Origin of the sequence: Pseudomonas sp. S34 (assembly GCF_009866745.1) — a bacterium.
Classification (GTDB): domain Bacteria; phylum Pseudomonadota; class Gammaproteobacteria; order Pseudomonadales; family Pseudomonadaceae; genus Aquipseudomonas; species Aquipseudomonas jessenii.
In genome coordinates, this window is record NZ_CP019398.1 from 5729198 (window position 1) to 5755176 (window position 25979).

The window sequence follows — 25979 nt, forward strand, 5'->3', positions numbered from 1 at the left end:
TTCTCCAACCTACTGCTGCCGACCACGCCTCACAATCACTTTGCGCTCGCTGAATGCGCCATCATCACTCAACCGTAGCGGCGTCCATGCGCACGGCGCCACGGCGGTTCTGCCCGAACGCCATCACGCAGTTGCGCCCGGCGCCCTTGGCGCTGTAGAGCGCCTGGTCAGCGGACTTGAGCACTTCTTCGGGGGTGCGTTGTTCGATCCGTTCGGCAACGCCGATACTGACCGTCACCGACACACTCGACGCACCGGAACCGGCACGCCGCTGGCGCCCCTGATTGTCGTCCTGTGGGCGGTTTTCCTGATTGCGCAGTTGAATGTTGTAAGTGGCGATGGACTCGCGGATGACTTCCAGGTGCGGCATGCACTCTTCGAGGGACTTGCCTGCAAACACCAGGGCAAATTCCTCGCCGCCATAGCGATACGCCTTACCGCCACCGCCGATTTTCGACAGCTTGCTGGCCACCAGTCGCAGCACCTGGTCGCCGACGTCGTGGCCGTGGGTGTCGTTGAATTTCTTGAAGTGGTCGACGTCGCTCATGGCCAACACGTAGTTGCGCCCCAACCGTTGCATGCGCTCATTCAACGCGCGACGACCCGGCAGCCCGGTCAGTTCGTCGCGGAACGCCATTTGATAGGCCTCATGGGCAACGGCAGCGGCAATCATCAGCATCACCTGGCTGCACATGATGTTCAGCGTGAACGGCAGGATGAAGGTTTTCGGTAACATCCAGAACAATCCGAGCAGCCCCACCCATTGCGCGGCATGCAGCGGTCGCGGGTTGCGCCAGTATTGCCAGGCCAGCAGCAGAAACGCCGCAATGAACACCGGATAGGACAACTGGATCAGGCTCATCCAGGCGCCATGCAAGGCGGGCCAGCGAATCTCCGACAACCAGATCAGCAGCGCATGCGGATAGCTTTGCTCAAGCCCCAGCGCCACGCTGCCGACCGCCAGCAATACGGCGAAACGCGCCACCATGTCCTGAAACAGATGGGTGCGCTCCTGCCATGCCGCGAAGATGCCAAACAGCAGCGGCAGCAGCAGGCAACACAAATGAAAGACCACCGCGGCATCGTCACGCACCTTGCCGTTGTCGCGGTAATAGTCAGTCTGGGTGTCGAGCAGGAAGTAGGCGATGTACACCGTGACCATCAGAAACAGTTCACGCTGGCGTCGGTATACCGCGCAATAGGCGCCACCGAGCAACAACACCAGGGTGGGCAGCACGTTGAACAGCGAAGTGAAAAAGACGTTCAGCTCCTTGATGTATGCAGCCGCTAGCCCCGCCAGTAACAGCAGCAATGACGGCAGGAAGTGACTGAAACGCACAGCGGAAGAGCGCGGCAAGGGTAAAGCTCCGACCGGTCAAATCAATTGATGGCAATGTGCCAACCACTGTAACGGCAGAAAGCCTGAGTTGCTGAGTGAATTACTGAGGTATTTTTTAAAGGGCGTTACAAACATTTTCCACCGGCAACCTTTAAAGCAAAAAAGCCGCTGTTCCCGAAGGAGCAGCGGCTTTTTCAAGTACTTCGCTAAGGCTTAGTAGCCCAGGTCGAAGTTCTCTTCTTTCATGTCCATCAGGTTGTTGGCGCCCGACAGCATGGTTACGACGTGAGTGCGGGTACGCGGCAGGATGCGCTGGAAGTAGAAGCGCGCAGTCTGCAGCTTGGCGGTGTAGAACGCCTCTTCGGAGGTGCCGGCAGCCAGTTTCTCGGCGGCCAGGCGCGCCATGTCGGCCCAGAAGTAGGCCAGGCAGGCGTAACCGGAGTACATCAGGTAGTCCACGGAGGCCGCGCCGACTTCTTCGCGATCTTTCATGGCGGCCATACCGACCTTCATGGTCAGCTCGCCCCATTCCTTGTTCAATGCGGCCAGCGGAGCGACGAACTCTTGAACCGCTTCGTTGCCTTCGTTGGTCTGGCAGAACTTGTGGACGATCTTGGTGAAGCCTTTCAGAGCCTCGCCCTGAGTCATCAGCACTTTACGGCCCAGCAGGTCGAGTGCCTGGATGCCGGTGGTGCCTTCGTACAGCATCGAGATGCGGCTGTCGCGGACGTTCTGCTCCATGCCCCACTCGGCGATGAAGCCGTGGCCGCCGTAGATCTGCACGCCATGGTTGGCCGATTCGAAACCGACTTCGGTCATGAAGGCTTTGGCGATTGGAGTCATGAACGCCAACAGTGCGTCGGCTTTCTTCTTCTCTTCTTCGTCCACGCCGTACTTGACGATGTCGACCTGCTTGGCGGTGAAGTAAACCATTGCGCGGTTGCCTTCGGCGAATGCCTTCATGGTCAACAGCATGCGGCGTACGTCAGGGTGCACGATGATCGGGTCAGCGGCTTTGTCCGGCGCTTTGGGACCCGTCAGCGAGCGCATCTGCAGACGGTCGCGAGCGTATTTCAGGCCGCCCTGGAAACCGACTTCAGCGTGGGCCAGGCCTTGCAGCGCGGTACCCAGACGTGCGGTGTTCATGAAGGTGAACATGCAGTTCAGGCCTTTGTTCGCCGGGCCGATCAGGAAACCGGTAGCGCCGTCGAAGTTCATCACGCAGGTAGCGTTGCCGTGGATGCCCATCTTGTGTTCCAGGGAACCGCAGGACACCGCGTTACGCGCGCCAACCGAACCGTCGGCGTTGGGCATGAACTTCGGCACGATGAACAGGGAGATGCCTTTGGTGCCGGCCGGGGCATCCGGCAGGCGGGCCAGTACGATGTGGACGATGTTGTCGGCCATGTCGTGTTCACCGGCCGAGATGAAGATCTTGGTGCCGGAAACCTTGTAGGAACCGTCGGCCTGAGGCTCGGCCTTGGTGCGCAGCATGCCAAGGTCTGTGCCGCAGTGCGGCTCGGTCAGGCACATGGTGCCGGTCCACTCGCCGGAAACCAGCTTGGTCAGGTAAGCCTCTTGCTGCTCAGGGGTGCCGTGCTCGGAGATGGTGTTCATCGCACCGTGCGACAGGCCTGGGTACATGCCCCACGACCAGTTGGACTCGCCAACCATTTCGCTGATGGCCAGACCCAGGGACTCCGGCAGGCCTTGGCCGCCGTGCTCTACGTCGTGAGCCAGGCTTGGCCAGCCACCTTCGACGAATTGCTTGTAGGCTTCCTTGAAGCCAGTCGGGGTCTTAACGCCGGACTCGCTCCAGGTGCAGCCTTCGAGATCGCCCACGCGGTTCAGCGGAGCCAGTACCTGCTCACAAAACTTGGCGCCTTCCTCAAGAATGGCGTCAACCATGTCCGGAGTTGCGTCGGCACAAGCCGGAAGGCTCTGATAGTGCGCTTCGTAACCGAGCAGCTCGTCACGAACGAAGCGAATATCACGCAAGGGGGCCTTGTAGTCAGGCATAGCGATAAACCTCTGCTGATGTAACCGGGAATGAACGACCGCATTGATTTGTTGTTGCGATCAAACAGTTGTTTGAAACATACGTTTACGCCCAAATCTTGTCAAGCGTCGATCTTTTTCCATTCGTCACCGCCGATCAGGCACATCTGCGCGCAACCGCACGACGGGCATAGACCGAGCGAGCCACCATGCAGAAAAGATTAGTTGAGCGAGAAGGACTTACGCAGAAAAACGCCGCGAACAGACGCGGCGTTGGAGAGACGGATTCAATGAGGATCAGGCGAAAGTATCGATCAGCGTTCCGAGCACTTCGTCGGATGCCTTGGCGACTTTGGCGCCCAGTTCGACTTGAAATTTGCCTTGGGCCATTTCGACCACATTGCTGGCCAGGTCCGATTGCCGGCTGCGATCAACCGATCGCAGACGATCGACCTGCGCCTCGGAGGACTGGCTGGTGACCGAGCGCTCGATCATCGTGTTGGCGATCTGCCCGGCGGCTTGATCGACACGGTTCTGCCCTGTCTGAAGAGTGCTCAGACCGGCATAAAAAGCGGGGTTTCCTGAGATTTCCAAGGGAGAACTCGTCCTTTCAAAGGATCAACAGTGACCATTGAAGCAGAGTGGCCGGCAAAACACTCGACAAAAACACTAATGGCACAGTGCCTTCCCATAGGCAAAGCCCGAAGCCACTCGCCTCAGTCCAACAGGTCCAGTTGCAAGTGCTCGGCCACCGCCTCGGCCGTAACGGCCTTGAGTTTCGGCACACGCCCCAGGCACGGTGCCGGGAGGCGCTCGGCCAGGGTAGCCAGGTTTTCTTCCAGCCGCGAGGTCTTCGGGTCGATGATGTTGGCCACCCATCCCGCCAGTTGCAAACCGTCCCGGGCAATTGCTTCGGCGGTCAACAAGGCATGGCTGATACACCCCAGGCGTACACCGACCACAAGGATCACCGGCAGCTTCAATGCGATGGCCAGGTCCGACAGATTGTCCTGATCCGCCAGGGGTACGCGCCAGCCACCGGCGCCTTCGATCAGGGTGAAGTCCGCCTGCATGCCCAGAATCTGCCGCATCGGCGCCAGCAACGACTGCACCGTCAGCGCCACGCCCGCCTCTCGCGCCGCCAGATGCGGGGCAATGGCTGGTTCGAAGGCCATCGGATTGACCTGTGCATAGGTCAGCGGCAGCGAACACTCCGCCAGCAAGGCCAGCGCATCGGCATTGCGCAAGCCTTTAGGTGTCACATCGCAACCGGAAGCGACCGGCTTGCCCGCCGCCGTGCTCAAACCCGCCGAACGCGCCGCATGCAGTAGCCCCGCAGCGACCGTGGTTTTACCGACATCGGTATCCGTGCCGGCGATGAAATAGGCTGCGCTCATAAGGGTTTCTCCAAAACGGCGTACACCACTTGATAAGTCGCCGGCAGTCCCTGGGCCTGACGAAACTGTTCGTAAGCCTCGATCAAACCCAAAATCCGCGCCCGGCCGGTCAAGCCACCCGGCCGCCCGGGATTGAGATTGTGCGCACCCAACGCCTTGAGTTCATGGGTCAGGCTGCGCACATCCGGGTAATACAGCACGTGCGCAAGGTTTTGCAGACTGACCATCCTCAAGCCGCTGGCCGCACACAGTTGTTGATAAACACCAAACTCCCGGAAGCGGTTGACGTGCACCATGCCGTCGACTTCGCGCCAGCTGTCGCGCAATTCAAACAACGTCCCTACACACAGACTAGCAAACGCGAAAATGCCGCCAGGTTTTAGTACTCGAAAGGCTTCACTGAGCACCGCGTCGAAGTCCGCGCACCACTGCACCGCCAGGCTGGAGAAGATCAGGTCGCAAGACGAATCCTGCAGTGGCAGTCGCTCGGCATCGCCGGCCACGAAGTATGTGGCACCGCCCAATGGCCGGGCGTGGTTGAGCATGCCCTCGGCAATGTCCAGCGCCACCCCGTGGCTGCCCGGAAATTGCTCACCCAGGGCACGACTGAAATGCCCGGTGCCACAGCCCAGGTCCAGCCAGCGCTGCGGTACGAAGTCCTGCGGCAAGCGCCCGAGCAATTGGCTGCCCACATCACGCTGCAGCTCGGCCACGCTGTCGTAGCTTGCTGCCGCGCGGGAGAATGAGGCTGCTACCTGGCGCTTGTCGGGCAAGGCGCCGGGCAGGTTGGGAAGGGATAAATCAGTCATCGCCGGACTCATGCAAAAAGGCCTGGATCGCCCCCGCCACACCGTGGGGATCCTCCAGGAGAAACACGTGGCTGGCCTGTTCAATCAGACCGATTTCGACATCCGGCAGCAATGCCAACAACTCGCCCGCCGCTTCCACCGGCACCAGCCCGTCGCGGCCGGCGAACAGATGCAGTTGCGGACCGCGGAACGATTGCAGTGCCTGTCGTGTATCCAGTTGCGCGAGCACTTGCAGACCACTCAGCAACACCGGCGTAGCGGTGTTCGGGGCACCGCCGAGCAACAACCGCGACAATCCGCGTGGGTCTTCGGCGCCTTGGGCGCAAAGCAGTGAAAAGCGTTTCAAGGTCGCACGCGGATCGGCCTCACATCCCGCCAGAAACGCATCGAAGGTTTCCCCGGACATGGCGCTTGTCCATTGATCATGAGCGACAAAAGAAACGTTGCTGGCCAGGGTGAACACACCACAGCAGCGATCGCCACGCCGGGCCGCCAATTCGCAGGCGAGCATGCCGCCCAATGACCAACCGCCCAGCCACACGTCTTGCGGCAAGGTCGAATCAAGCTCATCGAGCCACTCTTCAAGATCGCTCGACTCCAGCTCCGGCAACGGCTCGATCTCGACGCGCAGGTGCTCATCAAGACCGCGCAAGGCCGCCGCCAGAGGCTCCAGCGGTGAAACGCCAAGGCCCCAGCCGGGCAGCAGAATCAGACGATCACGCATGGCTTGGCTCCGGCTTCAGTTGTTGAAAACAATCGGCCAGTGCGTTTAACAATAGCTGTACCTGGGCCTCACTGTGGGCAGCCGTCAACGTGACCCGCAGCCGGGCACTGCCGGCGGGTACGGTCGGCGGGCGAATCGCGGTCACCATCAACCCGCGTTCACGCAGCATTTGCGAAAGGCGCACCGCTCGCCCCGCGTCACCGATCATGATCGGCTGGATCGGCGTGAAGCTGTCCATGAGTTCCAGGCCAATCTGCTCGGCACCTTTGCGGAACTGGCGGATCAGCGTCTGCAAATGCTCGCGGCGCCAGTGTTCGTTGCGCAGCAGTTCCAGGCTTTTCAACGTGGCGCAGGCCAACGCGGGGGGCTGGCTGGTGGTGTAGATGTAGGGGCGGGCGAACTGGATCAGGCTTTCGATCAGCTCTTCGCTGCCAGCCACAAAGGCACCCGCCGTACCGAACGCCTTGCCGAGGGTGCCGACCAGCACCGGAACGTCATCCTGGCTCAAGCCAAAGTGTTCGACGATGCCGCCACCGTTGGCACCCAGCGGTCCAAAACCATGGGCATCGTCGACCATCAACCAGGCGCCTTTGGCCTTGGCTTCTCGGGCCAGCGCCGGCAAGTCGGCAAGATCACCGTCCATGCTGAACACGCCGTCGGTGACCACCAGTGTATTGCCGGTGGCTTTTTCCAGGCGCTTGGCCAGGCTCGACGGGTCGTTGTGCAAGTAGCGATTGAATCGCGCGCCGGACAATAGCCCCGCGTCGAGCAGCGACGCATGATTGAGCCGGTCTTCGAGCACCGTATCACCCTGCCCCACTAACGCCGTGACTGCGCCGAGGTTGGCCATGTAGCCGGTGGTGAACAGCAACGCCCGCGGGCGACCGGTCAGGTCGGCCAACGCTTCTTCCAGCGCATGGTGCGGGGCGCTATGGCCGATGACCAGATGCGATGCCCCTCCGCCCACACCCCACTTCGAAGCGCCGGCACGCCAGGCTTCGATCACTTGCGGATGATTGGCCAGGCCCAGGTAGTCGTTGTTACAGAACGCCAGCAACGGCTGGCCATCGACCACCACTTGCGGCCCCTGCGGGGTTTCAAGCAGCGGGCGCTGGCGGTAGAGGTTTTCGGCACGACGGGCGGCAAGGCGTGCGGCGAGATCGAAAGACATGCAGGCCTCGACTATCAAATGACATAGAGCTTTTTGTGGGAGCGGGCTTGCTCGCGAATACGGCCTGACATTCAACAAAGATGTTGACTGATACACCGCCTTCGCGAGCAAGCCCGCTCCCACAGGGTTTTGCATTCATTCAGTGGAAGCAGTGATTGCTCAAACAGCCGCGTTGTAAAACTGCTCGCTGCTCTTCTGCTCCACCAGCGCCTGCTCGATAGCTGCCTGATGCACCTCGTCGGCGTGCTCTTCGCGGGCTTCCGGCAGGATGCCCAGGCGCGAGAACAGTTGCATGTCCTTGTCGGCCTGCGGGTTGGCGGTGGTCAGCAGTTTTTCGCCGTAGAAAATCGAGTTGGCACCGGCGAAGAACGCCAGGGCCTGCATCTGCTCGTTCATGGCTTCGCGGCCGGCGGACAGGCGCACGTGGGATTGCGGCATCAGGATGCGCGCGACGGCGAGCATGCGGATGAAGTCGAACGGATCGACGTCGTCGGCATTTTCCAGCGGCGTACCGGCGACTTTCACCAGCATGTTGATCGGCACCGACTCCGGATGCTCAGGCAGGTTGGCCAACTGGATCAGCAGGTTGGCGCGGTCGTCCAGCGACTCGCCCATGCCCAGAATGCCGCCGGAGCAGATCTTCATCCCCGAATCACGCACGTACGCCAGGGTTTGCAGGCGTTCGCTGTAGGTGCGGGTGGTGATGATGCTGCCGTAGAACTCCGGCGAGGTATCGAGGTTGTGGTTGTAGTAGTCGAGGCCGGCCTTGGCCAGCGCTTCGGTCTGCTCCTGATCCAGGCGACCGAGGGTCATGCAGGTTTCCAGGCCCATGGCTTTCACGCCTTCGACCATCTTCAACACGTACGGCATGTCCTTGGCCGACGGATGCTTCCACGCCGCGCCCATGCAGAAGCGGGTCGAACCGATGGCCTTGGCGCGAGCGGCCTCTTCGAGGACCTTCTGCACCTCCATCAGTTTCTCTTTTTCCAGGCCGGTGTTGTAGTGACCGGACTGCGGACAATATTTGCAATCTTCCGGGCAGGCGCCGGTCTTGATCGACAGCAGGGTCGACACCTGGACGCGGTTGGCGTCGAAATGCGCACGGTGCACCGTCTGCGCCTGGAACAACAGGTCATTGAATGGTTGAACGAAGAGTGCTTTGACTTCGGCCAAAGTCCAGTCATGACGCAGGGTGGCAGTGGTGCTGGCGCTCATGGGCGTTTCCTTTGAATTATGCTTTGGCAGTCGGCTGGGTAATGGAGTTTCACAGCCGCTTCACAGATGTTTCGGCATATTTAAGGAAGAGCGATGCGCTGTCAACCACGATACGAAGGACAGGTTTACATCTGGTTAAAAAACAAACAATCATGCCTTTTGTGCGATGAAGCGGCCGACGGCATTCCTCCTGTCTGCACGGCCTGCGAAATCGAGTTGCCCTGGCTCGGTGATCACTGTCTGACCTGCGCCCTGCCGCTCCCGGCCGCAGGACTGACCTGCGGCCATTGCCTGAAGCAGCCACCGGCCTTCGAACAAGTGATTGCGCCCTGGACCTACAGCTTTCCGGTAGACAGCTTGATCACCCGCTTCAAACACAACGCCAAGTGGCCGTTTGGCCGCCTGCTCGCCGAACTTCTCGCTCAATACCTGCAACATCGCTTCGAAGACGATCTGCTGCGTCCCCATGCGCTGATCCCGGTGCCGCTGGCCAATCGGCGCCTGCGCCAGCGCGGGTTCAATCAGGCGGCGATGCTGGCTCACTGGTTGAGTGCGAGTCTCGATATCCCTTGCGACGAACGGTTGCTGCTGCGCACTCAAGACACCGACGCCCAACAGGCATTGAACGCCGAAGCCCGCCTAAGGAACCTGCGCAATGCTTTCGCCCTGGCACCCGGCGCGATCGTCAAAGGCCGGCACCTGGCTCTGGTCGACGACGTACTGACCACCGGAGCCACGGCCCAGGCCCTGGCTCGCCTGTTGATGGACGCCGGGGCGGCGAGGGTCGACGTCTATTGCCTGGCCCGCACGCCCAAACCCGGCGAGACACCCTGACTTGACTCGCGCGGCCCAAGCGACCAACGTCCTCACCATCGTCACCACCCAAAGCGACTTGTCATGTCTTTGCCAACCTTGCTGTCCCAGCACATTGTCCGCCGTCCGCAGCGCATCGCCCTGCTGCAGCACATCGCCGAACAAGGCTCGATCACCCGCGCGGCAAAAAGTGCGGGCCTGAGCTACAAGGCTGCCTGGGATGCGATCGATGAGCTGAACAACCTGGCGCAGAAGCCGCTGGTGGAGCGGATTGTCGGCGGCAAGGGCGGCGGCGGTGCGCGCCTGTCCAACGAAGGTGAGCGGGTGTTGCGCCTGTATCAGAAGCTGCAAGCCTTGCAGGCCCAAGTGCTGGAAGCAACTGAAGACGCGAGCGATCTGGATCTGCTCGGGCGCCTGATGCTGCGCACCAGCGCGCGCAATCAGTTGCACGGCAAGGTGATTGCGATCGAACCTCAGGGACGCAACGACCTGATTCGCCTCGAAGTCGCCGAAGGCGTGATCGTCGCCGCGCAAATTACCCACGACAGCACCGAGCGCCTGGAACTGCAAATCGGCACTGAAGTCGTGGCATTGATCAAGGCCGGCTGGCTCGACGTGCTGCAAATCGACTCTGTCGAAACGCCTGAAAACAATTGCCTCAGCGGCATCATCGAAAAAATCCTCGACGCCGACGACGGTCCCAGCGAAGTGCGCATCACCCTGCCCAACGGCCTGACTCTATGCGCCTTGGCCGAACAGAGTCATCTGCAAGCATCGGAGCTGACGTGTGGTAAACCGGTGCGCGTGGAGTTTTCGCCGTCCAAGGTACTGCTGGGCACACCACTGTAAGCAGAACTGCAACAAAAGGTTCATGACTCATCATTAAGGTGTCTGCAAAATCCGCAGGGAGCCTGAAATGAGCCTATTAGAAGAAAACCAGTCCACCGACCTCGAAACCATGGTCGGCCTCAGCCGTCGCGGCTTCATCAGCGCAGGTGCCCTGTGCGGCGCGGCGATGTTCCTTGGCGGCAACCTGCTGAGCCGCAGCGTGATGGCCGCCAGTGTCAGCACCGGCAACAGCCAGTTGCTGGGTTTCGACAGCATTGCCGCCGCCACCAGCGACACCATCACCCTGCCACCGGGCTACAAGTCCTCGGTGCTGATCAGCTGGGGCCAGCCCCTGCACAAGGACGGTCCGGCGTTCGACCCGAGCGGCAACGGCAGCGCCGAACATCAGGAAGTCCAGTTCGGCGACAACAACGATGGCATGAGCCTGTTCGAATTTCCGGGCGAAAAAGACCGGGCGCTGATGGCGATCAACAACGAATACACCAACTACCGCTACCTCTACGCCCACGGCGGCATGCCGCAATCGGCGCAAGAAGTGCGCAAGGCGCTGGCCTGCGAAGGTGTGTCGGTGATTGAAGTGCAGCGCAAGAACGGCCAATGGCAGTTCGTCCAGGGCTCACGCTACAACCGCCGCATTCACGGCAACGCACCGATCACCCTGAGCGGCCCGGCCGCCGGACATGCCTTGCTCAAAACCAGTGCCGATCCGCACGGCAAGAACGTCCTGGGCACCTTCCAGAACTGCGCCAACGGCAAGACGCCGTGGGGCACCTATCTGACCTGTGAAGAGAACTTCACCGACTGCTTCGGCAGCAGCAACGCCGAGCAGAAGTTCGACCCGGCGCAAAAACGCTACGGCGTGGTGGTCACCAGCAAAGAAATCAACTGGCACCAGCACGACGAGCGCTTCGACATGGCGAAGAACCCCAACGAGCTCAACCGTCACGGCTGGGTGGTGGAGATCGATCCGTTCGATCCGAAATCGACGCCGGTCAAACGTACGGCCCTGGGCCGCTTCAAGCACGAAAACGCCGCACTGGCCGAAACCGGCGACGGTCATGCCGTGGTGTACATGGGCGACGATGAACGCGGTGAGTTCATCTACAAATTCGTCAGCCGCGACAAGATCGACCACAAGAACCCCAAGGCCAACCGTGACATTCTCGACCACGGCACCCTGTACGTGGCGCGGTTCGATGCCGGCGACGGCAACGTCGATCACCCGAAAGGCCAGGGTGAATGGATCGAACTGACCCACGGCAAAAACGGCATCGACGCCAGTAGCGGTTTTGCCGATCAGGCCGAAGTTTTGATTCACGCGCGTCTCGCCGCCAGTGTGGTGAAAGCCACGCGCATGGACCGCCCGGAATGGATCGTGGTCAGCCCCATGGATGGCCAGGTCTACTGCACACTGACCAACAACGCCAAACGCGGCGAAGACGGGCAACCGGCGGGCGGGCCGAACCCGCGCGAGAAGAACGTCTACGGCCAGATCCTGCGTTGGCGCACCGAGCGTGACGATCACGGCTCGAAAACCTTTGCCTGGGACCTGTTCGTCGTCGCCGGTAATCCGGGGGTTCACGCTGGCACACCAAAAGGCGGATCGTCGAACATCACGCCGCAGAACATGTTCAACAGCCCGGACGGTCTGGGCTTCGACAAGGCCGGACGCTTGTGGATTCTCACCGACGGCGATTCGAGCAACGCCGGAGACTTTGCCGGCATGGGCAACAACCAGATGCTCTGTGCCGATCCGGCAACCGGCGAGATTCGTCGCTTCATGGTTGGCCCGGTAGGTTGTGAAGTGACGGGGATCAGCTTCTCGCCGGACCAGAAAACCCTGTTTGTCGGGATTCAGCATCCGGGTGAAAACGGCGGTTCTACCTTCCCCGAGCACCTGCCCAACGGCAAGCCGCGGTCTTCGGTGATGGCGATTTCGCGGGAAGATGGCGGGATCGTCGGCGCCTGATCCGGCCTCTTCGCGGGCAAGCCCGCTCCCACAGGAGATCTATGGTGTGCCACCGATCGCATGCACACCGACAATCCAATGTGGGAGCGGGCTTGCCCGCGAAGGCGTCAGCCCAAACACCGCACACCTCAAGCCCACCCCCTAAAGCCCCGCCGTCTGCGCTACCATGCTTGGCCGGACGCAGCAGCCTGCTGCGCGCAGGAGTCAGCATGGCCCACCCGTTTGAAACCCTCACACCAGACCTCGTGCTCGATGCCGTCGAAAGCATCGGCTTTCTCAGCGACGCGCGCATCCTGGCGCTCAACAGCTACGAGAACCGCGTCTATCAGGTCGGTATCGAAGACGCCGAGCCGCTGATCGCCAAGTTCTACCGGCCGCAACGCTGGAGCAACGAAGCGATTCTGGAAGAGCACCAGTTCACCGCCGAACTCGCCGACTGCGAGGTGCCGGTCGTGGCGCCGTTGATCCACAACGGTGAAACCCTGCACGAACACAACGGTTTCCGTTTCACCCTGTTCCCCCGCCGTGGCGGCCGAGCACCGGAGCCGGGCAACCTCGACCAACTCTATCGCTTGGGCCAGTTGCTCGGGCGCCTGCATGCGGTCGGCTCGACCCGGCCGTTCGAGCACCGTGAAGCGCTGGCGGTAAAAAACTTCGGCCATGACTCGCTGGCCACATTGCTCGACGGCAACTTCATCCCCCGCAGCCTGCTGCCGGCCTACGAGTCAGTGGCCCGCGATCTGCTCAAGCGTGTGGAAGATGCCTACAGCAACACGCCGCACCAGAACATCCGCATGCACGGTGACTGCCACCCCGGCAACATGATGTGCCGTGACGAGATGTTCCATATCGTCGATCTCGACGACTGCCGCATGGGGCCGGCGGTACAGGACATCTGGATGATGCTCGCCGGCGATCGTCAGGATTGCCTGAGCCAGTTGTCGGAACTGATGGACGGCTACAACGAATTCCACGACTTCGATCCCCGTGAACTGGCCTTGATCGAACCGTTGCGCGCCCTGCGCCTGCTGCATTACAGCGCCTGGCTCGCCCGCCGCTGGGACGATCCTGCCTTCCCCCGGAGTTTTCCGTGGTTCGGCACCGAGCGTTATTGGGGTGATCAAGTGCTGGCGTTGCGCGAGCAGTTGGCGGCGCTCCAAGAAGAGCCACTGAAGCTCTTCTGACCAACCTGAAACCCTGTGGGAGCGGGCTTGCTCGCGAAAACGGCGGCACATTCAGCACATCAGTGACTGACACACCGCCTTCGCGAGCAAGCCCGCTCCCACAGGTTGTCCGTGTTCACAAATGTCCTACCTATTCAGTCAGGACATTCGCAAACAAATCTCCTTACAATCCCCTCTTTGTTAGCTGCCTAAGCAAGGATTCTGCATGCAAGCCGCCAACCCGCGTCGCGGGTACATTCTAGGCCTGAGTGCCTACATCATCTGGGGGCTTTTCCCCCTCTACTTCAAAGCCATCGCCAGCGTGCCCGCAGTGGAAATCATCATCCACCGGGTGCTGTGGTCGGCGCTGTTCGGCGCCTTGTTGCTGATGGTCTGGAAGCATCCCGGCTGGTGGCGCGAGCTGCGGGAGAACCCCAAGCGACTGGCGATCCTGGCCCTGAGCGGCTCGCTGATCGCAGCCAACTGGCTGACCTACGTCTGGTCGGTGAACAACGGCCGTATGCTGGAGGCCAGTCTCGGCTACTACATCAACCCGTTGGTGAACGTGCTGCTGGGCATGCTGATCCTCGGCGAACGGCTGCGGCGCATGCAATGGATTGCCGTCGGTCTGGCGGCTGTTGGGGTGGCGCAACAGGTCTGGCAAGTCGGCAGCCTGCCGTGGGTGTCGCTGGTGCTGGCCCTGACCTTCGGCTTCTATGGCCTGATTCGCAAGCAGGCACCGGTCAAGGCACTGCCAGGGCTCGTGGTGGAAACCTGGATGCTGGTGCCGATTGCCCTCGGCTGGTTGCTGCTCAACCCGACGGCCAGCAGCGCCCAGGCCGAATTCTGGACCACTTCCCAAGCCTGGTGGCTGGTCGCCGCTGGTCCGATCACGCTGGTGCCGCTGGTCTGCTTCAACGCTGCTGCACGGCATTTACCCTACACGACACTGGGGTTTCTTCAGTACCTGGCGCCAACCCTGGTGCTGCTGCAAGCCGTTCTGCTGTTTGGCGAGCACCTGTCGTCCAGCACCTTGGTAGCGTTCATGTTTATCTGGGCCGGTCTGGCGGTTTACAGCGTCGATGCGTGGATAAGTTTGCGCCGCCGCAGCTGATCAAAAAACGCACAAAAGCCTACAGGCCACGTCTCCCGTGGCCTGCATCATTCCTTCCCAAGGTTATCCACAGCGTGATCCCCGCCGATTGTGCGCAAGTGGCTGAAACTGCTGGTTTTTTGATCAGATCATGAAGAACCCCGGTCGGCGTGGCCTGGCGGGGTGTCTCTACAGGTTATCCACAGGCCGGTGCACGTTTAACTTGGATAACCTGATCAGGGATCACTGCGTAGCACCAACTCGACCATCAGATCGTCCGCCAGGGTTTCCAGGCGCGATTGCAGCACGTCCAGCGACAACGTCAGCGGGACGGCAAGAATCGCTTCGGCATGGAACAACGGTTCGCTGCTCATCGGGGCCGGGCGCACTTCGGTGACCAGCCGTTCCAGACTCACCCCCTGCTCGCTCAACAAGCGTGTGATGTCACGCACGATCCCCGGACGATCATTTCCCACCAGTTCCATGGCGATCGGCTTCCAGGTGCAGGATTGTTCGATGCTGCTTTCGGCAACCAACACGCGAATGCCCTGGGCGGACAAGCCCTGCAGGGCATCGACCAATTCATCGTAGGCCTCGGCCGGCACGCCCACCCGCAGAATGCCGGCGAATTGTCCCGCCATGCGCGACATGCGGCTTTCCAGCCAGTTGCCGCCGTGCTCGGCAATGCATTGGGCAATGCGCTCGACTTGCCCGGGCTTGTCCGGAGCAAAAACAGTGAGAACGAGGTGGTCCATGGCGCAGCCCTCCAGTCATGACTTTTGTTATAGAGAACCAAGTATAGGCAAGGGGAACATTGTGGCGAGGGGGCTTGCCCCCGTTCGGCTGCGCAGCAGTCGCAAAATGAGCGGATGTAATTTTTCGTGGTACATGCACGGGAGCGGCTTCGCCACTCAACGGGGGCAAGCCCGCCACAAAAACAGGCACCCCATAGCAGAGCACCAAAGATAATGTGTACAACTTTTGATATTTAACTGGAACAATCCAATAGTTTTTTGAGAACATCACGCTCCCCGACGTGACCGCAATGCGTCATGGGGTCGCAGAACGACGTAATTAGTCTAATTTTCACAACCGCAATTCATCATGTAGTATGCCGCAGCGCGCACTACATAACGTTGGATCGATGTCTGCCGCAGGCACGTTCGCAACCCTGAAAGCCCTGTCAGCAAGGCCCCAAGCCGTTGATTGGTCCCAACCCAGCCGCCCGTCGTGGGCATGTACTGGTAGAGGGGTTTGTGGTTTAAATGGCCAAAGGCTTCATTGTTAAATTGAAGAGCTGAAAAGCGAAATAGCTGAGCAGAGTGAGGCAAGCAATGACTGAACACGTTCAAGTCGGTGGCCTGCAGGTCGCCAAAGTCCTGTTCGACTTCGTGAACAACGAAGCCATTCCCGGTACCGGCCTCACCGCCGATAAGTTCTGGGCCGGTGCCGACAAGGTCATCCATGACCTGGCACCGAAGAACAAAGCCCTACTCGCCAAACGCGATGATTTCCAGGCTCGTATCGATGCCTGGCACCAGGAACGTGCAGGTCAGGCGCACGACGCCGTGGCCTACAAAGCTTTCCTGCAAGACATCGGTTATCTGCTGCCAGAAGCGGCCGATTTCCAGGCAACGACGCAAAACGTCGATGAAGAAATCGCCCGCATGGCCGGTCCACAACTCGTGGTGCCGGTGATGAACGCCCGCTTCGCTCTCAATGCTTCGAACGCCCGCTGGGGTTCGCTGTACGACGCGCTCTACGGCACCGACGCCATCAGCGAAGACGACGGCGCGGAAAAAGGCAAAGGCTACAACAAGGTTCGCGGCGACAAGGTCATCGCCTTCGCCCGTGCGTTCCTCGATGAAGCCGCGCCATTGGCTGCCGGCACTCACGTAGACTCCACCGGCTACAAGATCGTCGACGGCAAACTGGTGGTCGCCCTCAAAGGCGGCAGCAACACTGGCCTGCGCAACGATGCGCAACTGATCGGCTTCCAGGGCGATGCCGCTGCACCGACCGCGATCCTGCTGAAAAACAACGGCCTGCATTTCGAAATCCAGGTCGACGCCAGCACCCCGGTCGGCCAGACCGACGCGGCCGGCGTCAAAGACATCCTGATGGAAGCCGCGCTGACCACCATCATGGACTGCGAAGACTCGGTTGCCGCGGTCGATGCCGATGACAAAGTGGTGATCTACCGCAACTGGCTCGGCCTGATGAAGGGCGATCTGTCGGAAGAAGTCGCCAAGGGCGGTCAGACCTTTACCCGCACCATGAACGCCGACCGCACCTACACCGCCGTCGATGGCAGTGAACTGAGCCTGCACGGTCGTTCGTTGCTGTTCGTGCGTAACGTCGGTCACCTGATGACCATCGATGCGATCCTCGACAAAGACGGTAACGAAGTGCCTGAAGGCATTCTCGATGGCCTGGTGACTTGCCTGGCATCGATGCACAACCTGAACGGCAACACCTCGCGCAAAAACACCCGCACCGGCTCGATCTACATCGTGAAGCCGAAGATGCACGGCCCTGAAGAAGCGGCGTTCACCAACGAGCTGTTCGGTCGCATCGAAGACGTGCTGGGCCTGCCGCGCAACACCCTCAAAGTCGGGATCATGGACGAGGAGCGTCGTACCACGATCAACCTCAAGGCCTGCATCAAGGCGGCGAGCGAGCGTGTGGTGTTCATCAACACCGGTTTCCTCGACCGCACGGGCGATGAAATCCATACCTCCATGGAAGCCGGCCCGATGGTGCGCAAGGCGGACATGAAGGCGGAAAAATGGATCGGCGCCTACGAGAACTCCAACGTCGATATCGGTCTGAGCACCGGCCTGCAAGGTCGCGCACAGATCGGTAAAGGCATGTGGGCCATGCCGGACCTGATGGCGGCGATGCTCGAACAGAAAATCGCTCACCCGATGGCCGGTGCCAACACCGCCTGGGTACCCTCGCCGACCGCTGCTGCCCTGCACGCGCTGCACTACCACAAGGTTGACGTGTTCGCCCGTCAGGCCGAACTGGCCAAACGTGCCCATGCTTCGGTAGACGACATCCTGACCATCCCGCTGGCGGTCAACCCGCAGTGGACCGCCGAACAGATCAAGAACGAACTGGACAACAACAGCCAGGGCATTCTCGGTTACGTGGTGCGCTGGATCGACCAGGGTGTCGGCTGTTCGAAAGTGCCGGATATCAACGACGTCGGCCTGATGGAAGACCGTGCAACGCTGCGTATTTCCAGCCAGCACATCGCCAACTGGCTGCGTCACGGCATCGTCACCGAAGAGCAAGTGATGGAAAGCCTCAAACGCATGGCGCCGGTGGTTGACCGTCAGAACGCCGGCGACGCGCTGTACCGTCCGCTGGCCCCGAACTTCGACAGCAACATCGCCTTCCAGGCGGCGGTCGAACTGGTGGTCGAAGGCACGAAGCAGCCGAACGGCTACACCGAGCCGGTCCTGCACCGTCGTCGTCGCGAGTTCAAGGCTGCCAATGGCGTGTAACTGAGCGTCTGCGCCGGATATGAAAAAGCCCTGATCGAAAGATCAGGGCTTTTTCTTTTTGGGCTGTCCGCGATCTCCCACAGAGGTAGTTCAGGGCTGACAGGCTTGGACTAAGGCTCCACCCCAAGTTCATGCTTGACCAGTTCCAGCAGCTTGCCGGCATCAATCGGCTTGAGCAGAAAGTCCACCACATTCAAATGCATCGCGGCGATCGCATCTTTCACGTCGGCATCACCCGAGACGATGATGATCGGCAACGCCGCCCGTACCGACTCGCGCACCTGTCGGATCAGGTCCAGGCCGTCGACGAGGCCCATGCGCAGGTCGGTAATCACCAGTCCGATCGAAGGTTTCTCCTCCAGCATCTTGAGTGCCACTTCGCCACTGGCCGCCGTCATGCAGTGAATACCGTCAAGCGCCAGGATCTCTGACAGCAGTTCCCTGGCGTCTTTATCGTCATCGACGATCAGCACCCGTTGTGGCGGCAGGTCAGGTTCCAGCATGACGGCGCTCAACGCCTCGCGCTCGGCGTCGCTCAAAATATCGTGGTCGGACATGGCTTTCTCTACATGTTCAATTCATTTCCCTAGCAGAGTGACGAGACATCGCTAAGCAGGCCTTAAATGTGCGCTTCGTCGGATATTTTTCCAATAGGGGGACAGAGAGGTTTTTCGCACAGTTGCGTAGGATTCTTCCGACATTTCAGCATACCAATCGCCTACCTAGACTTACGTCCAATGGGCACTCCGGCCACAGGGGTCGACCATGTCTGGGTCATCCGACAACAACAATTCAAAAAAGACTGCGGTAATGGTTATGAGTAAAGCGGACGCCTTCACACAGGCAGGGAAAACCGCGGTGTTGCAGAACATCCAGGGCACGTTGCAATTCCTCCAGCGCTTCCCGCCTTTCAATCAGATGGAACACGCTCACCTGGCGTATCTGGTCGAGCAATGTCAGATGCGTTTTTACGCCCCCGGCGAGAGCATCATCAAACCCGCTGACGGCCCAGTCGAGCACTTCTATATCGTCAAGCAAGGCCGGGTCGTGGGCGAGCGTCCGCATACGGTAAACGGTAGCACCGAAACGGTTTTCGAGATCACCACTGGCGAATGTTTCCCTCTCGCGGCGTTGCTGGGTGAACGGGCGACCCGCACCGAGCACCTGGCCGGCGAAGACACCTTCTGCCTGCAACTGAACAAGCCGGCATTCATCCGCCTGTTTTCGCTATCGGACACCTTCCGCAACTTCGCCCTGCGCTGCGTCAGCAGCCTGCTGGATCAAGTCAACCAGCAAGTGCAGCAAAAAGCCGTGGAAACCCTGGGCACCCAATATTCGCTCAATACCCGACTGGGCGAATTGGCCATGCGCCACCCGGTGACATGCGCCCCGCAGACGCCATTGCGCGAAGCCGTGACGTTGATGCACGAACAACAGGTCGGCAGCATCGTGGTGGTCGATGAACTCAAGGCGCCACTGGGGATTTTCACCCTGCGCGACCTGCGCCAGACCGTGGCCAACGGCAGCAGTGATTTCAACGAGGCCATCGAAGGGTACATGACCCGGGCGCCGTTCTTCCTGTCGCCGGATCAGAGTGCATTCGACGCGGCGATTGCCATGACCGAGCGGCACATCGCCCATGTCTGCCTGGTCAAGGACCAGCGTTTGTGCGGCGTGGTTTCCGAGCGCGATCTGTTTTCCCTGCAACGGGTCGACCTGGTGCATCTGGCGCGCACTATCCGCAATGCCCAGAAAGTGGAAAACCTGATGGCGCTGCGGGGCGAAATCGGTCAACTGGTCGAGCGCATGCTGGCCCACGGCGCGTCTTCGACGCAGATCACCCACATCATCACCTTGCTCAACGACCACACCGTGTGCCGAGTGATCGAACTGACTCTCGCCGAAAAAGGTGACCCCGGCGTGCCGTTCAGCTGGCTGTGTTTCGGCAGCGAAGGCCGTCGCGAGCAGACCCTGCACACCGATCAGGACAACGGCATTCTGTTCGAAGCCAGGGATGCGGCCCATGCCGCCGAGATTCGCGGCAAGTTGTTGCCCATTGCCCAGCAGATCAACCAGAGCCTGGCGCTGTGTGGCTTCACCTTGTGCAAGGGCAATATCATGGCTGGCAATCCTGAGCTGTGCCTGTCCCGGGCCGAATGGGCGCGGCGCTTTGCGGCGTTTATCCGCGAGGCAACCCCGGAGAACCTGCTGGGTTCGAGCATCTATTTCGATTTGCGCGTGGTCTGGGGCAGCGAGCAAGGCTGTGAGCAATTGCGCCGGGGCATTCTCGACCAGGTCGGCGACAACCGCTTGTTCCAGCGCATGATGGCTGAGAATGCGTTGCGCAATCGCCCGCCCGTAGGGCGTTTCCGCGAGTTCGTACTGGCGCGCAAGAATGGCGAGAAGGCCACCCTGGACCTGAAGACTCAGGGTCTGACACCCTTTGTCGACGGCGCCCGGTTGCTGGCCCTGGCCCACGGTATCGAAACAAACAACACGCTGGAGCGTTTTCGCCAGTTGGTCGACAAGGAGGTCATCGATCCCCTGGACGGCGCCGCGTACGAAGAGGCCTATCACTTCATCCAGCAAACACGCATGCAGCAACATCAACTACAGACCCGAGAGAATTTTCCTTACTCAAATCGGGTCGATCCCGACAGCCTCAATCATCTGGACCGGCGCATCCTGCGTGAGTCCCTGCGCCAGGCACAGCGCCTGCAAAGCAGCCTGACCTTGCGGTATCAGATATGAGCCTGTTTTCATGGCTGCGCCCGGCCGGCCCGAGCTTGTCCGCAGACCTGCAACTACGTCTTCAACGCCTGCCGACGGTCACCGGATTGAGTGAATGCAGCCTGCGCGAGCAGCGCTGGGTAGTGCTCGACCTGGAAACTACCGGGCTGAATATGAACAAGGACCGGGTACTGTCCATCGGCGCCGTGGTGATCGAGGATGGCGCGATCGATTTCAGTCGACAGTTCGAGCGAACCTTGCAATGCGGCGAACTCAAACTCGGCCCCAGTGTGCTGATTCACGGCTTGGGCCCCAGTGCAATTGCTGCCGGCAGCGATCCGGCCGAGGCGCTGCTCGAACTCATGGAGTTTGTCGGCGACAGCCCGGTGCTGGCCTTCCATGCGCCGTTCGACCAGCACATGTTGGGGCGCGCCCTGAAGGATCATCTGGGTTACAAGTTGCAGCATGCCTTTCTGGATGTGGCAGATATTGCGCCACTGCTATGCCCCCAGGCGCACATTCGCGAGGCCGGGCTGGACGATTGGATCGACTGGTTCAAGCTCGAAGTCTTCGAGCGCCACCACGCCAGCGCCGACGCCCTGGCCACCGCCGAACTGGCACTGATCCTGTTCAGCCGTGCGCGGCAGCAGCAGATTCATAGCCCGTTGAATTTGCAACAGCGCTTGAGTCAGTGGAAGCGCCGGCAACAGGCGCCTTCCTTCTGACCTTCAGGCCCCTCCTGTAGGAGCGAGCTTGCTCGCGATGGTCATGAACGGTGACGCGTGCTGTCTGGAAAAATGCGTCGCCTTCAAATTCATCGCGAGCAAGCTCGCTCCTACAGAGGCCTTCGCCAAATCCCCACCCGACCAACGCCAATTGCTTACCTCCCTCGCCCCTGCCACAATCGCGAACAATTCTCGTTAGTTAATACTTCCCAATCGGTGATGCGGCGTGTCGTCAGTCCCAAGCCCTCAAAGTGAGCTCGTCGGTGCGTTATATCGCGACCATCGCGGTTGGCTATTGGCCTGGCTTCGACGCAACGTCGCCTGCCCCCAGCGGGCCGAAGACCTGAGCCAGGACACTTTCGTGCGTTTGCTGGGCCGTGAGGAACTGAAGGCACCGCGCGAGCCGCGGGCATTCCTGGTGGCGATCGCCAAGGGCCTGCTGTTCGATTATTTCCGTCGTGCCGCGCTGGAACAGGCCTACCTCACCGAGTTGATGCTGATTCCCGAAGCCGAACAACCGTCGGCGGAAGAACAGCAAATGATCCTCGAAGACCTGAAAAACATCGACCGCTTGCTCGGCAAACTTTCCAGCAAGGCCCGGGCGGCATTCCTCTACAACCGCCTCGACGGCCTCGGTCACGCGGAAATCGCCGAGCGCCTCGGTGTGTCGGTGCCGCGGGTGCGCCAGTACCTGGCCCAAGGCATTCGCCAGTGCTATATCGCGCTGTATGGTGAGCCGACATGAACCCGGTCAGTTCCAAACCGGTATCGGCCAGCGTGCTGGACGCGGCGATTGCCTGGCAGCTGTCCATGGACTCCGCCAACCCGGTAGAGCGCGAAGAGTTCGCCAAGTGGCACGCGGCCCACGAAGAGCACGCCCGCGCCTGGCGCCAGTTGGGCATGCTCGACCAACGCTTCAGCGTGGCCAGCGGCCCGGCCCGCACTGCCTTGCTGCAATCGCGCGAAGGCATTCGTCGGCGAGTGCGCAAGCTTGGCAACGGTGTCGCCAGTTTCGTTGCCGTGGTCGGCCTGGCCCTGTTCGCCGGGGATCGTTACCTGCCGATCGACTATTGGCTGGCCGACCAGCGCACCGCCGTTGGCGAGCAACGCACCCTGCGTCTGGCTGACGGCACGCTGATCAATCTCAATACCCACAGTGCGCTGGATGTGCGTTTCGATGAAAAGCAGCGGCGCATCGTGCTTCAGGAAGGCGAAATACTGGTTGAAACCGGCCATGGCGATCCCCGGCCGTTCATCGTCGAAACCCGCGAAGGCAGCATGCGTGCGCTGGGTACGCGGTTTCTGGTCAAGCGCGAGGAGGACGGAACGCGCTTGAGCGTATTGCAGTCGGCGGTGGCGGTTCACCCTGAGTCCAACCCTGACGAAAAGATTCTGCGCGAAGGCCAGCAGATACTGATCCGCAACAACGGCCTGGGCCCGGTTCTGGCCGTCAACCTCGGTGCGGATGCCTGGACCCGCGGCATGCTGGTGGTGGACAACACACGGCTGGAGGACCTGGTGCATGAAATCGGCCGCTATCGAAACGGTTACGTCGGGGTCGCGCCGGAAGTGGCCGACCTGCGCATCACCGGCAGTTTCCCGCTACGCGACACCGACCTGGCACTCAACGCCCTGCTGCCGACCCTGCCGGTGCAGATCGAACAGCACACGCAGTGGTGGGTGAAGGTCGTGGCCAAGGCAGATACCAAGCCCTGAATCCGCACACAGAACCCTGTGGCGAGGGGGCTTGCCCCCGTTGGGTCGCGAAGCGGCCCCCTGCATTTTTCTGACTGACTGTGTTCGCTGACGTCACGACTGCTACGCAGCCTAACGGGGGCAAGCCCCCTCGCCACAAAATGCGCATGCCTGAAGCTCCTCGATGTTTATTGAATAACTGAATCGAAATTATTTTCATCCAGCCCTATCACTTTTTGATTTTCGTACGGCACACAGGCAATTGAGAAATGTTTCCATTCAGGAGCCGCTGTATGCCTCGTTCGCTAGACTCCCTGTTACGCCGCAGTTTGCTGGCGGTTGCCATTGCCCTTTGCACCCCTTTGGCCAGCAGCCAACTGGTCGCCGCTGAACAGGCGTCCGGCGTCCGCGCCTACAACCTGCCGACCGCTCCACTGGTCAACACCCTGAACCAGATTGCCAGCCAGGCCGGTCTGGCCCTGTCGTTGAATCCATCCCTGGCGGCGGGCAAGACCTCGGCGCCGGTCAAAGGCCAGTTCGACGCAGCCGGCGCCCTGCGCGAAGCCCTGCGTGGCACCGGGCTGCAACTGGAACAGAGCAGTGCGGGCACCTACAGCCTGGTGGCCATGCCCGAGGGTGTGATGGACCTGCCAGTAACCAGCGTGATTGGTGTGCAAGACACTGAAAGCGCCTGGGGCCCGGCACAGGGCTACCTGGCCAAGCGCACCGCCGCTGGCACCAAGACCGACACCGCGCTGGTCGAGGCACCGCGTTCGATTTCGGTCGTCACTCGCGAGCAGATGGACGACCGCAACGCGCACACCCTCGACGATGCCGTGCGCTACTTGCCGGGCATCACCTCCAGCAGCTTCGGCAGCGACACCCGCGCCGACTGGTTGCGCGTGCGCGGTTTCGAGCCGACTCAATTCCTCGACGGCCTGCCACTGCCAAAAGGTGTGTACTCCAACCCGAAACAGGAAACCTGGAACCTCGACCGCCTAGCGCTGCTGCGCGGCCCGGCCTCCTCCGTGTACGGCCAGACCCCGCCGGGCGGCCTGCTGGACATGGTCAGCCGTCGCCCAAGCGCTGAAGCCAGCAGCGAGATCCAGCTGCAATACGGCAGCGACAATCATCGCCAGATCAACTTCGCCAGCACCGGCAAGATCGATGACGAAGGCCAGTTCCTTTACAGCCTCAGCGGCGTCCTGCGCGACGGCGGCACCCCCATCGACCACATCGATGACAAGCGCTACAACATTGCGCCCAGCCTGACCTGGAACATCGACGAAGACACCAAATTCACCCTGCTCACGCAGTTCACCCGTGACGATACCGGTATCACCAGTCAGTTCTATCCGATCCAGGGCACCAAGATCGACATGCCGTTCGGCGATATCTCCCACCACAAGAACCTGGGTGACCCGAACTACGACTTCTACGACCGCACCTACTACGCACTGGGTTATGCCTTCGAACACCGCTTGAACGATGTCTGGCAGTTCCGCCAGAACCTGCGCTACACCAAGTCGGAGCTGTCGTTCCAGGCCGTGACCGTCAATAGCTACGGCCCCTCTTACGGGTCTGTCGTCGACGATCAAGGCAACACCGGCCGTGGCACCACCAATGTCGACGAAGACATCGCCCAATTCGCCGTGGACAACAACTTCCAGGGCGACTTCGTCACCGGCGACGTCAGTCACACCTTGCTGATCGGCCTGGACCACCAGCGCAACACCACCAACTACCTCTCGATCTTCGGCACCGCGCCGGGCATCAACGTCAACGACCCGGTCTATGGCTTGCCGATCGAGCGTCCGGCACGCTCCACAGCCTTCTATGACTACGAACAGAAGACCCAGCAGACCGGCCTGTACATCCAGGACCAGATGGCCCTCGGCCAATGGCGCCTGACCCTCGGCGGTCGTGAAGACTGGGTCCACACCGGTACCACGTTCTTCAACAAGGGCGATGCCACCAACACCGAACGCGACAAGAACTTCAGCGGCAACGCGGCGATCAGCTACGTGTTCGACTCGGGCTTCGTGCCTTACCTGTCCTACGCCGAATCGTTCCAGCCGACCAGCAATGCCGTCGCCTCGCCGACCGAGTCGTTCAAGCCGACCGAAGGCAAGCAATGGGAACTGGGGATCAAGTACCAGCCACCGGGCAGCAACACCCTGCTGACCGCGGCTGTGTATGACCTGACCCAGAAAAACGTTGCCGTCACCAACAACGTGGGCAACGTGACAGTCACCAGCCAGACCGGCGAAGTGAAAGTCAAAGGCCTGGAGCTGGAAGCCGTTTCCGACGTGACCGAAAACCTCAAGGTCACCGCTGCCTACACCCTGGCCAAATCCGAAGTGCAAGAGGGCATCTACAAGGGCAATCGCCTGCAACTGATGCCTAACCAGCAAGCGTCGGTGTGGGGCGACTACACCTGGCACAACGGCGTGCTGGATGGCTTCGGCATCGGCGCCGGCGCGCGCTACACCGGCAATACCTATGGCGACCAGGCCAACACCTGGCTGGGCAAGGCCGACGCCTACACGGTGTTCGACGCCGTGGTTCACTACGACCTCGGTCGCCTGGACAACAGCCTCAAAGGCGCTTCGCTGGCCGTCAACGCAACCAACCTGCTCGACAAGGACTACATCTCGACTTGCGACAGCTACTACTGCTACTACGGCGACCAGCGCAGTGTCGTCGCCAGTGCAACCTACAAGTGGTAACGCTTTGAGCTGACACGCCCAATGACCAGGCCGTCCTTCGTGGGCGGC

Annotated in this window: 21 protein-coding genes; 11 read left to right on the top strand and 10 right to left on the bottom strand. The window is 60.8% G+C overall.

The window, feature by feature from the left end; translation table 11 throughout:
* Positions 1–64 precede the first annotated feature (64 nt).
* The 8 genes from PspS34_RS25735 to bioB form a co-directional block, all read right to left on the bottom strand.
* On the bottom strand, positions 65–1357 hold the full coding sequence (locus PspS34_RS25735; RefSeq protein ID WP_154861027.1) for a GGDEF domain-containing protein: 1293 nt from the start codon (positions 1355–1357) through the stop codon (positions 65–67).
* A 195-nt stretch (positions 1358–1552) separates the two neighbouring features.
* Positions 1553–3358, bottom strand: a complete 1806-nt coding sequence (locus PspS34_RS25740; protein ID WP_095944826.1) for a phenylacyl-CoA dehydrogenase — start codon at positions 3356–3358, stop codon at positions 1553–1555.
* 276 nt (positions 3359–3634) lie between these two features.
* On the bottom strand, positions 3635–3931 hold the full coding sequence (locus PspS34_RS25745) for a pyrroloquinoline quinone biosynthesis protein PqqE (protein ID WP_154861026.1): 297 nt from the start codon (positions 3929–3931) through the stop codon (positions 3635–3637).
* Between the two features lie 122 nt (positions 3932–4053).
* Positions 4054–4734 carry a dethiobiotin synthase gene (gene bioD, locus PspS34_RS25750; protein ID WP_154861025.1) on the bottom strand — a complete coding sequence of 227 codons (681 nt, stop codon included), beginning with the start codon at positions 4732–4734 and terminating at the stop codon, positions 4054–4056.
* A complete protein-coding gene (gene bioC, locus PspS34_RS25755; RefSeq protein WP_154861024.1) occupies positions 4731–5543 on the bottom strand; it encodes a malonyl-ACP O-methyltransferase BioC in 813 nt (270 codons plus the stop codon). The genes bioD and bioC overlap by 4 nt, the downstream gene beginning before the upstream one ends.
* Complete coding sequence (locus PspS34_RS25760) at positions 5536–6267, bottom strand: alpha/beta fold hydrolase (protein WP_154861023.1); 732 nt, start codon at positions 6265–6267, stop codon at positions 5536–5538. The genes bioC and PspS34_RS25760 overlap by 8 nt, the downstream gene beginning before the upstream one ends.
* On the bottom strand, positions 6260–7438 hold the full coding sequence (gene bioF, locus PspS34_RS25765) for an 8-amino-7-oxononanoate synthase (RefSeq protein WP_154861022.1): 1179 nt from the start codon (positions 7436–7438) through the stop codon (positions 6260–6262). The genes PspS34_RS25760 and bioF overlap by 8 nt, the downstream gene beginning before the upstream one ends.
* 159 nt (positions 7439–7597) lie before the next feature.
* The gene (gene bioB, locus PspS34_RS25770; RefSeq protein ID WP_057713026.1) at positions 7598–8653 is read right to left on the bottom strand and encodes a biotin synthase BioB; all 1056 of its coding nucleotides are present in this window, start codon (positions 8651–8653) and stop codon (positions 7598–7600) included.
* A gap of 93 nt (positions 8654–8746) precedes the next feature.
* On the opposite strand from bioB, the gene PspS34_RS25775 reads away from it, so the two are divergent.
* The 5 genes from PspS34_RS25775 to rarD all read left to right on the top strand — a co-directional run bounded on the left by PspS34_RS25775 (position 8747) and on the right by rarD (position 14561).
* Positions 8747–9487 (top strand): ComF family protein, encoded by a 741-nt coding sequence (locus PspS34_RS25775; RefSeq protein WP_154861021.1) that lies wholly within the window; start codon positions 8747–8749, stop codon positions 9485–9487.
* 63 nt (positions 9488–9550) lie between these two features.
* On the top strand, positions 9551–10315 hold the full coding sequence (locus PspS34_RS25780) for a TOBE domain-containing protein (protein WP_154861020.1): 765 nt from the start codon (positions 9551–9553) through the stop codon (positions 10313–10315).
* 67 nt (positions 10316–10382) lie between these two features.
* Positions 10383–12284, top strand: a complete 1902-nt coding sequence (locus PspS34_RS25785; protein ID WP_154861019.1) for a PhoX family phosphatase — start codon at positions 10383–10385, stop codon at positions 12282–12284.
* Positions 12285–12493: 209 nt separating this feature from the next.
* A complete protein-coding gene (locus PspS34_RS25790; RefSeq protein WP_102670838.1) occupies positions 12494–13468 on the top strand; it encodes a serine/threonine protein kinase in 975 nt (324 codons plus the stop codon).
* A gap of 205 nt (positions 13469–13673) precedes the next feature.
* Entirely contained in the window at positions 13674–14561 is an 888-nt protein-coding gene (rarD, locus tag PspS34_RS25795) for an EamA family transporter RarD (RefSeq protein WP_154861018.1), read from the top strand.
* 215 nt (positions 14562–14776) lie between these two features.
* Here the strand turns inward: rarD and PspS34_RS25800 are convergent, their stop codons facing one another.
* Positions 14777–15295 carry a glycine cleavage system protein R gene (locus PspS34_RS25800; RefSeq protein WP_008017358.1) on the bottom strand — a complete coding sequence of 173 codons (519 nt, stop codon included), beginning with the start codon at positions 15293–15295 and terminating at the stop codon, positions 14777–14779.
* Between the two features lie 579 nt (positions 15296–15874).
* Here PspS34_RS25800 and PspS34_RS25805 point away from each other — a divergent pair.
* Complete coding sequence (locus PspS34_RS25805; RefSeq protein ID WP_154861017.1) at positions 15875–18052, top strand: malate synthase G; 2178 nt, start codon at positions 15875–15877, stop codon at positions 18050–18052.
* Between the two features lie 110 nt (positions 18053–18162).
* Here the strand turns inward: PspS34_RS25805 and PspS34_RS25810 are convergent, their stop codons facing one another.
* Entirely contained in the window at positions 18163–18609 is a 447-nt protein-coding gene (locus PspS34_RS25810) for a response regulator (protein ID WP_102670834.1), read from the bottom strand.
* A gap of 253 nt (positions 18610–18862) precedes the next feature.
* Here PspS34_RS25810 and PspS34_RS25815 point away from each other — a divergent pair, with 253 nt between their 5' ends.
* From PspS34_RS25815 to PspS34_RS25835, 5 genes are all read left to right on the top strand, one after another.
* Positions 18863–20803: a putative nucleotidyltransferase substrate binding domain-containing protein gene (locus tag PspS34_RS25815; protein WP_154861016.1), complete on the top strand. Its 1941-nt coding sequence runs from the start codon at positions 18863–18865 to the stop codon at positions 20801–20803.
* Positions 20800–21507 carry a 3'-5' exonuclease gene (locus PspS34_RS25820; protein ID WP_154861015.1) on the top strand — a complete coding sequence of 236 codons (708 nt, stop codon included), beginning with the start codon at positions 20800–20802 and terminating at the stop codon, positions 21505–21507. The genes PspS34_RS25815 and PspS34_RS25820 overlap by 4 nt, the downstream gene beginning before the upstream one ends.
* Positions 21508–21733: 226 nt before the next feature.
* Positions 21734–22252 carry an RNA polymerase sigma factor gene (locus tag PspS34_RS25825; protein ID WP_090451802.1) on the top strand — a complete coding sequence of 173 codons (519 nt, stop codon included), beginning with the start codon at positions 21734–21736 and terminating at the stop codon, positions 22250–22252.
* Complete coding sequence (locus PspS34_RS25830) at positions 22249–23223, top strand: FecR family protein (RefSeq protein ID WP_154861014.1); 975 nt, start codon at positions 22249–22251, stop codon at positions 23221–23223. The genes PspS34_RS25825 and PspS34_RS25830 overlap by 4 nt, the downstream gene beginning before the upstream one ends.
* Before the next feature lie 272 nt (positions 23224–23495).
* A complete protein-coding gene (locus tag PspS34_RS25835) occupies positions 23496–25931 on the top strand; it encodes a TonB-dependent siderophore receptor (protein ID WP_154861013.1) in 2436 nt (811 codons plus the stop codon).
* Positions 25932–25979: the final 48 nt, after the last annotated feature.

What these genes read in the sequence shown, in the direction of transcription:
- PspS34_RS25740 (WP_095944826.1), bottom strand. Translation starts at nt 3,358, where the DNA reads ATGCCTGACTACAAGGCCCCCTTGCGTGATATTCGCTTCGTTCGTGAC.
- bioD (WP_154861025.1), bottom strand. Translation starts at nt 4,734, where the DNA reads ATGAGCGCAGCCTATTTCATCGCCGGCACGGATACCGATGTCGGTAAA.
- bioC (WP_154861024.1), bottom strand. Translation starts at nt 5,543, where the DNA reads ATGACTGATTTATCCCTTCCCAACCTGCCCGGCGCCTTGCCCGACAAG.
- PspS34_RS25760 (WP_154861023.1), bottom strand. Translation starts at nt 6,267, where the DNA reads ATGCGTGATCGTCTGATTCTGCTGCCCGGCTGGGGCCTTGGCGTTTCA.
- bioF (WP_154861022.1), bottom strand. Translation starts at nt 7,438, where the DNA reads ATGTCTTTCGATCTCGCCGCACGCCTTGCCGCCCGTCGTGCCGAAAAC.
- bioB (WP_057713026.1), bottom strand. Translation starts at nt 8,653, where the DNA reads ATGAGCGCCAGCACCACTGCCACCCTGCGTCATGACTGGACTTTGGCC.
- PspS34_RS25775 (WP_154861021.1), top strand. Translation starts at nt 8,747, where the DNA reads ATGCGCTGTCAACCACGATACGAAGGACAGGTTTACATCTGGTTAAAA.
- PspS34_RS25780 (WP_154861020.1), top strand. Translation starts at nt 9,551, where the DNA reads ATGTCTTTGCCAACCTTGCTGTCCCAGCACATTGTCCGCCGTCCGCAG.
- PspS34_RS25785 (WP_154861019.1), top strand. Translation starts at nt 10,383, where the DNA reads ATGAGCCTATTAGAAGAAAACCAGTCCACCGACCTCGAAACCATGGTC.
- PspS34_RS25790 (WP_102670838.1), top strand. Translation starts at nt 12,494, where the DNA reads ATGGCCCACCCGTTTGAAACCCTCACACCAGACCTCGTGCTCGATGCC.
- rarD (WP_154861018.1), top strand. Translation starts at nt 13,674, where the DNA reads ATGCAAGCCGCCAACCCGCGTCGCGGGTACATTCTAGGCCTGAGTGCC.
- PspS34_RS25800 (WP_008017358.1), bottom strand. Translation starts at nt 15,295, where the DNA reads ATGGACCACCTCGTTCTCACTGTTTTTGCTCCGGACAAGCCCGGGCAA.
- PspS34_RS25805 (WP_154861017.1), top strand. Translation starts at nt 15,875, where the DNA reads ATGACTGAACACGTTCAAGTCGGTGGCCTGCAGGTCGCCAAAGTCCTG.
- PspS34_RS25810 (WP_102670834.1), bottom strand. Translation starts at nt 18,609, where the DNA reads ATGTCCGACCACGATATTTTGAGCGACGCCGAGCGCGAGGCGTTGAGC.
- PspS34_RS25815 (WP_154861016.1), top strand. Translation starts at nt 18,863, where the DNA reads ATGGTTATGAGTAAAGCGGACGCCTTCACACAGGCAGGGAAAACCGCG.
- PspS34_RS25820 (WP_154861015.1), top strand. Translation starts at nt 20,800, where the DNA reads ATGAGCCTGTTTTCATGGCTGCGCCCGGCCGGCCCGAGCTTGTCCGCA.
- PspS34_RS25830 (WP_154861014.1), top strand. Translation starts at nt 22,249, where the DNA reads ATGAACCCGGTCAGTTCCAAACCGGTATCGGCCAGCGTGCTGGACGCG.
- PspS34_RS25835 (WP_154861013.1), top strand. Translation starts at nt 23,496, where the DNA reads ATGCCTCGTTCGCTAGACTCCCTGTTACGCCGCAGTTTGCTGGCGGTT.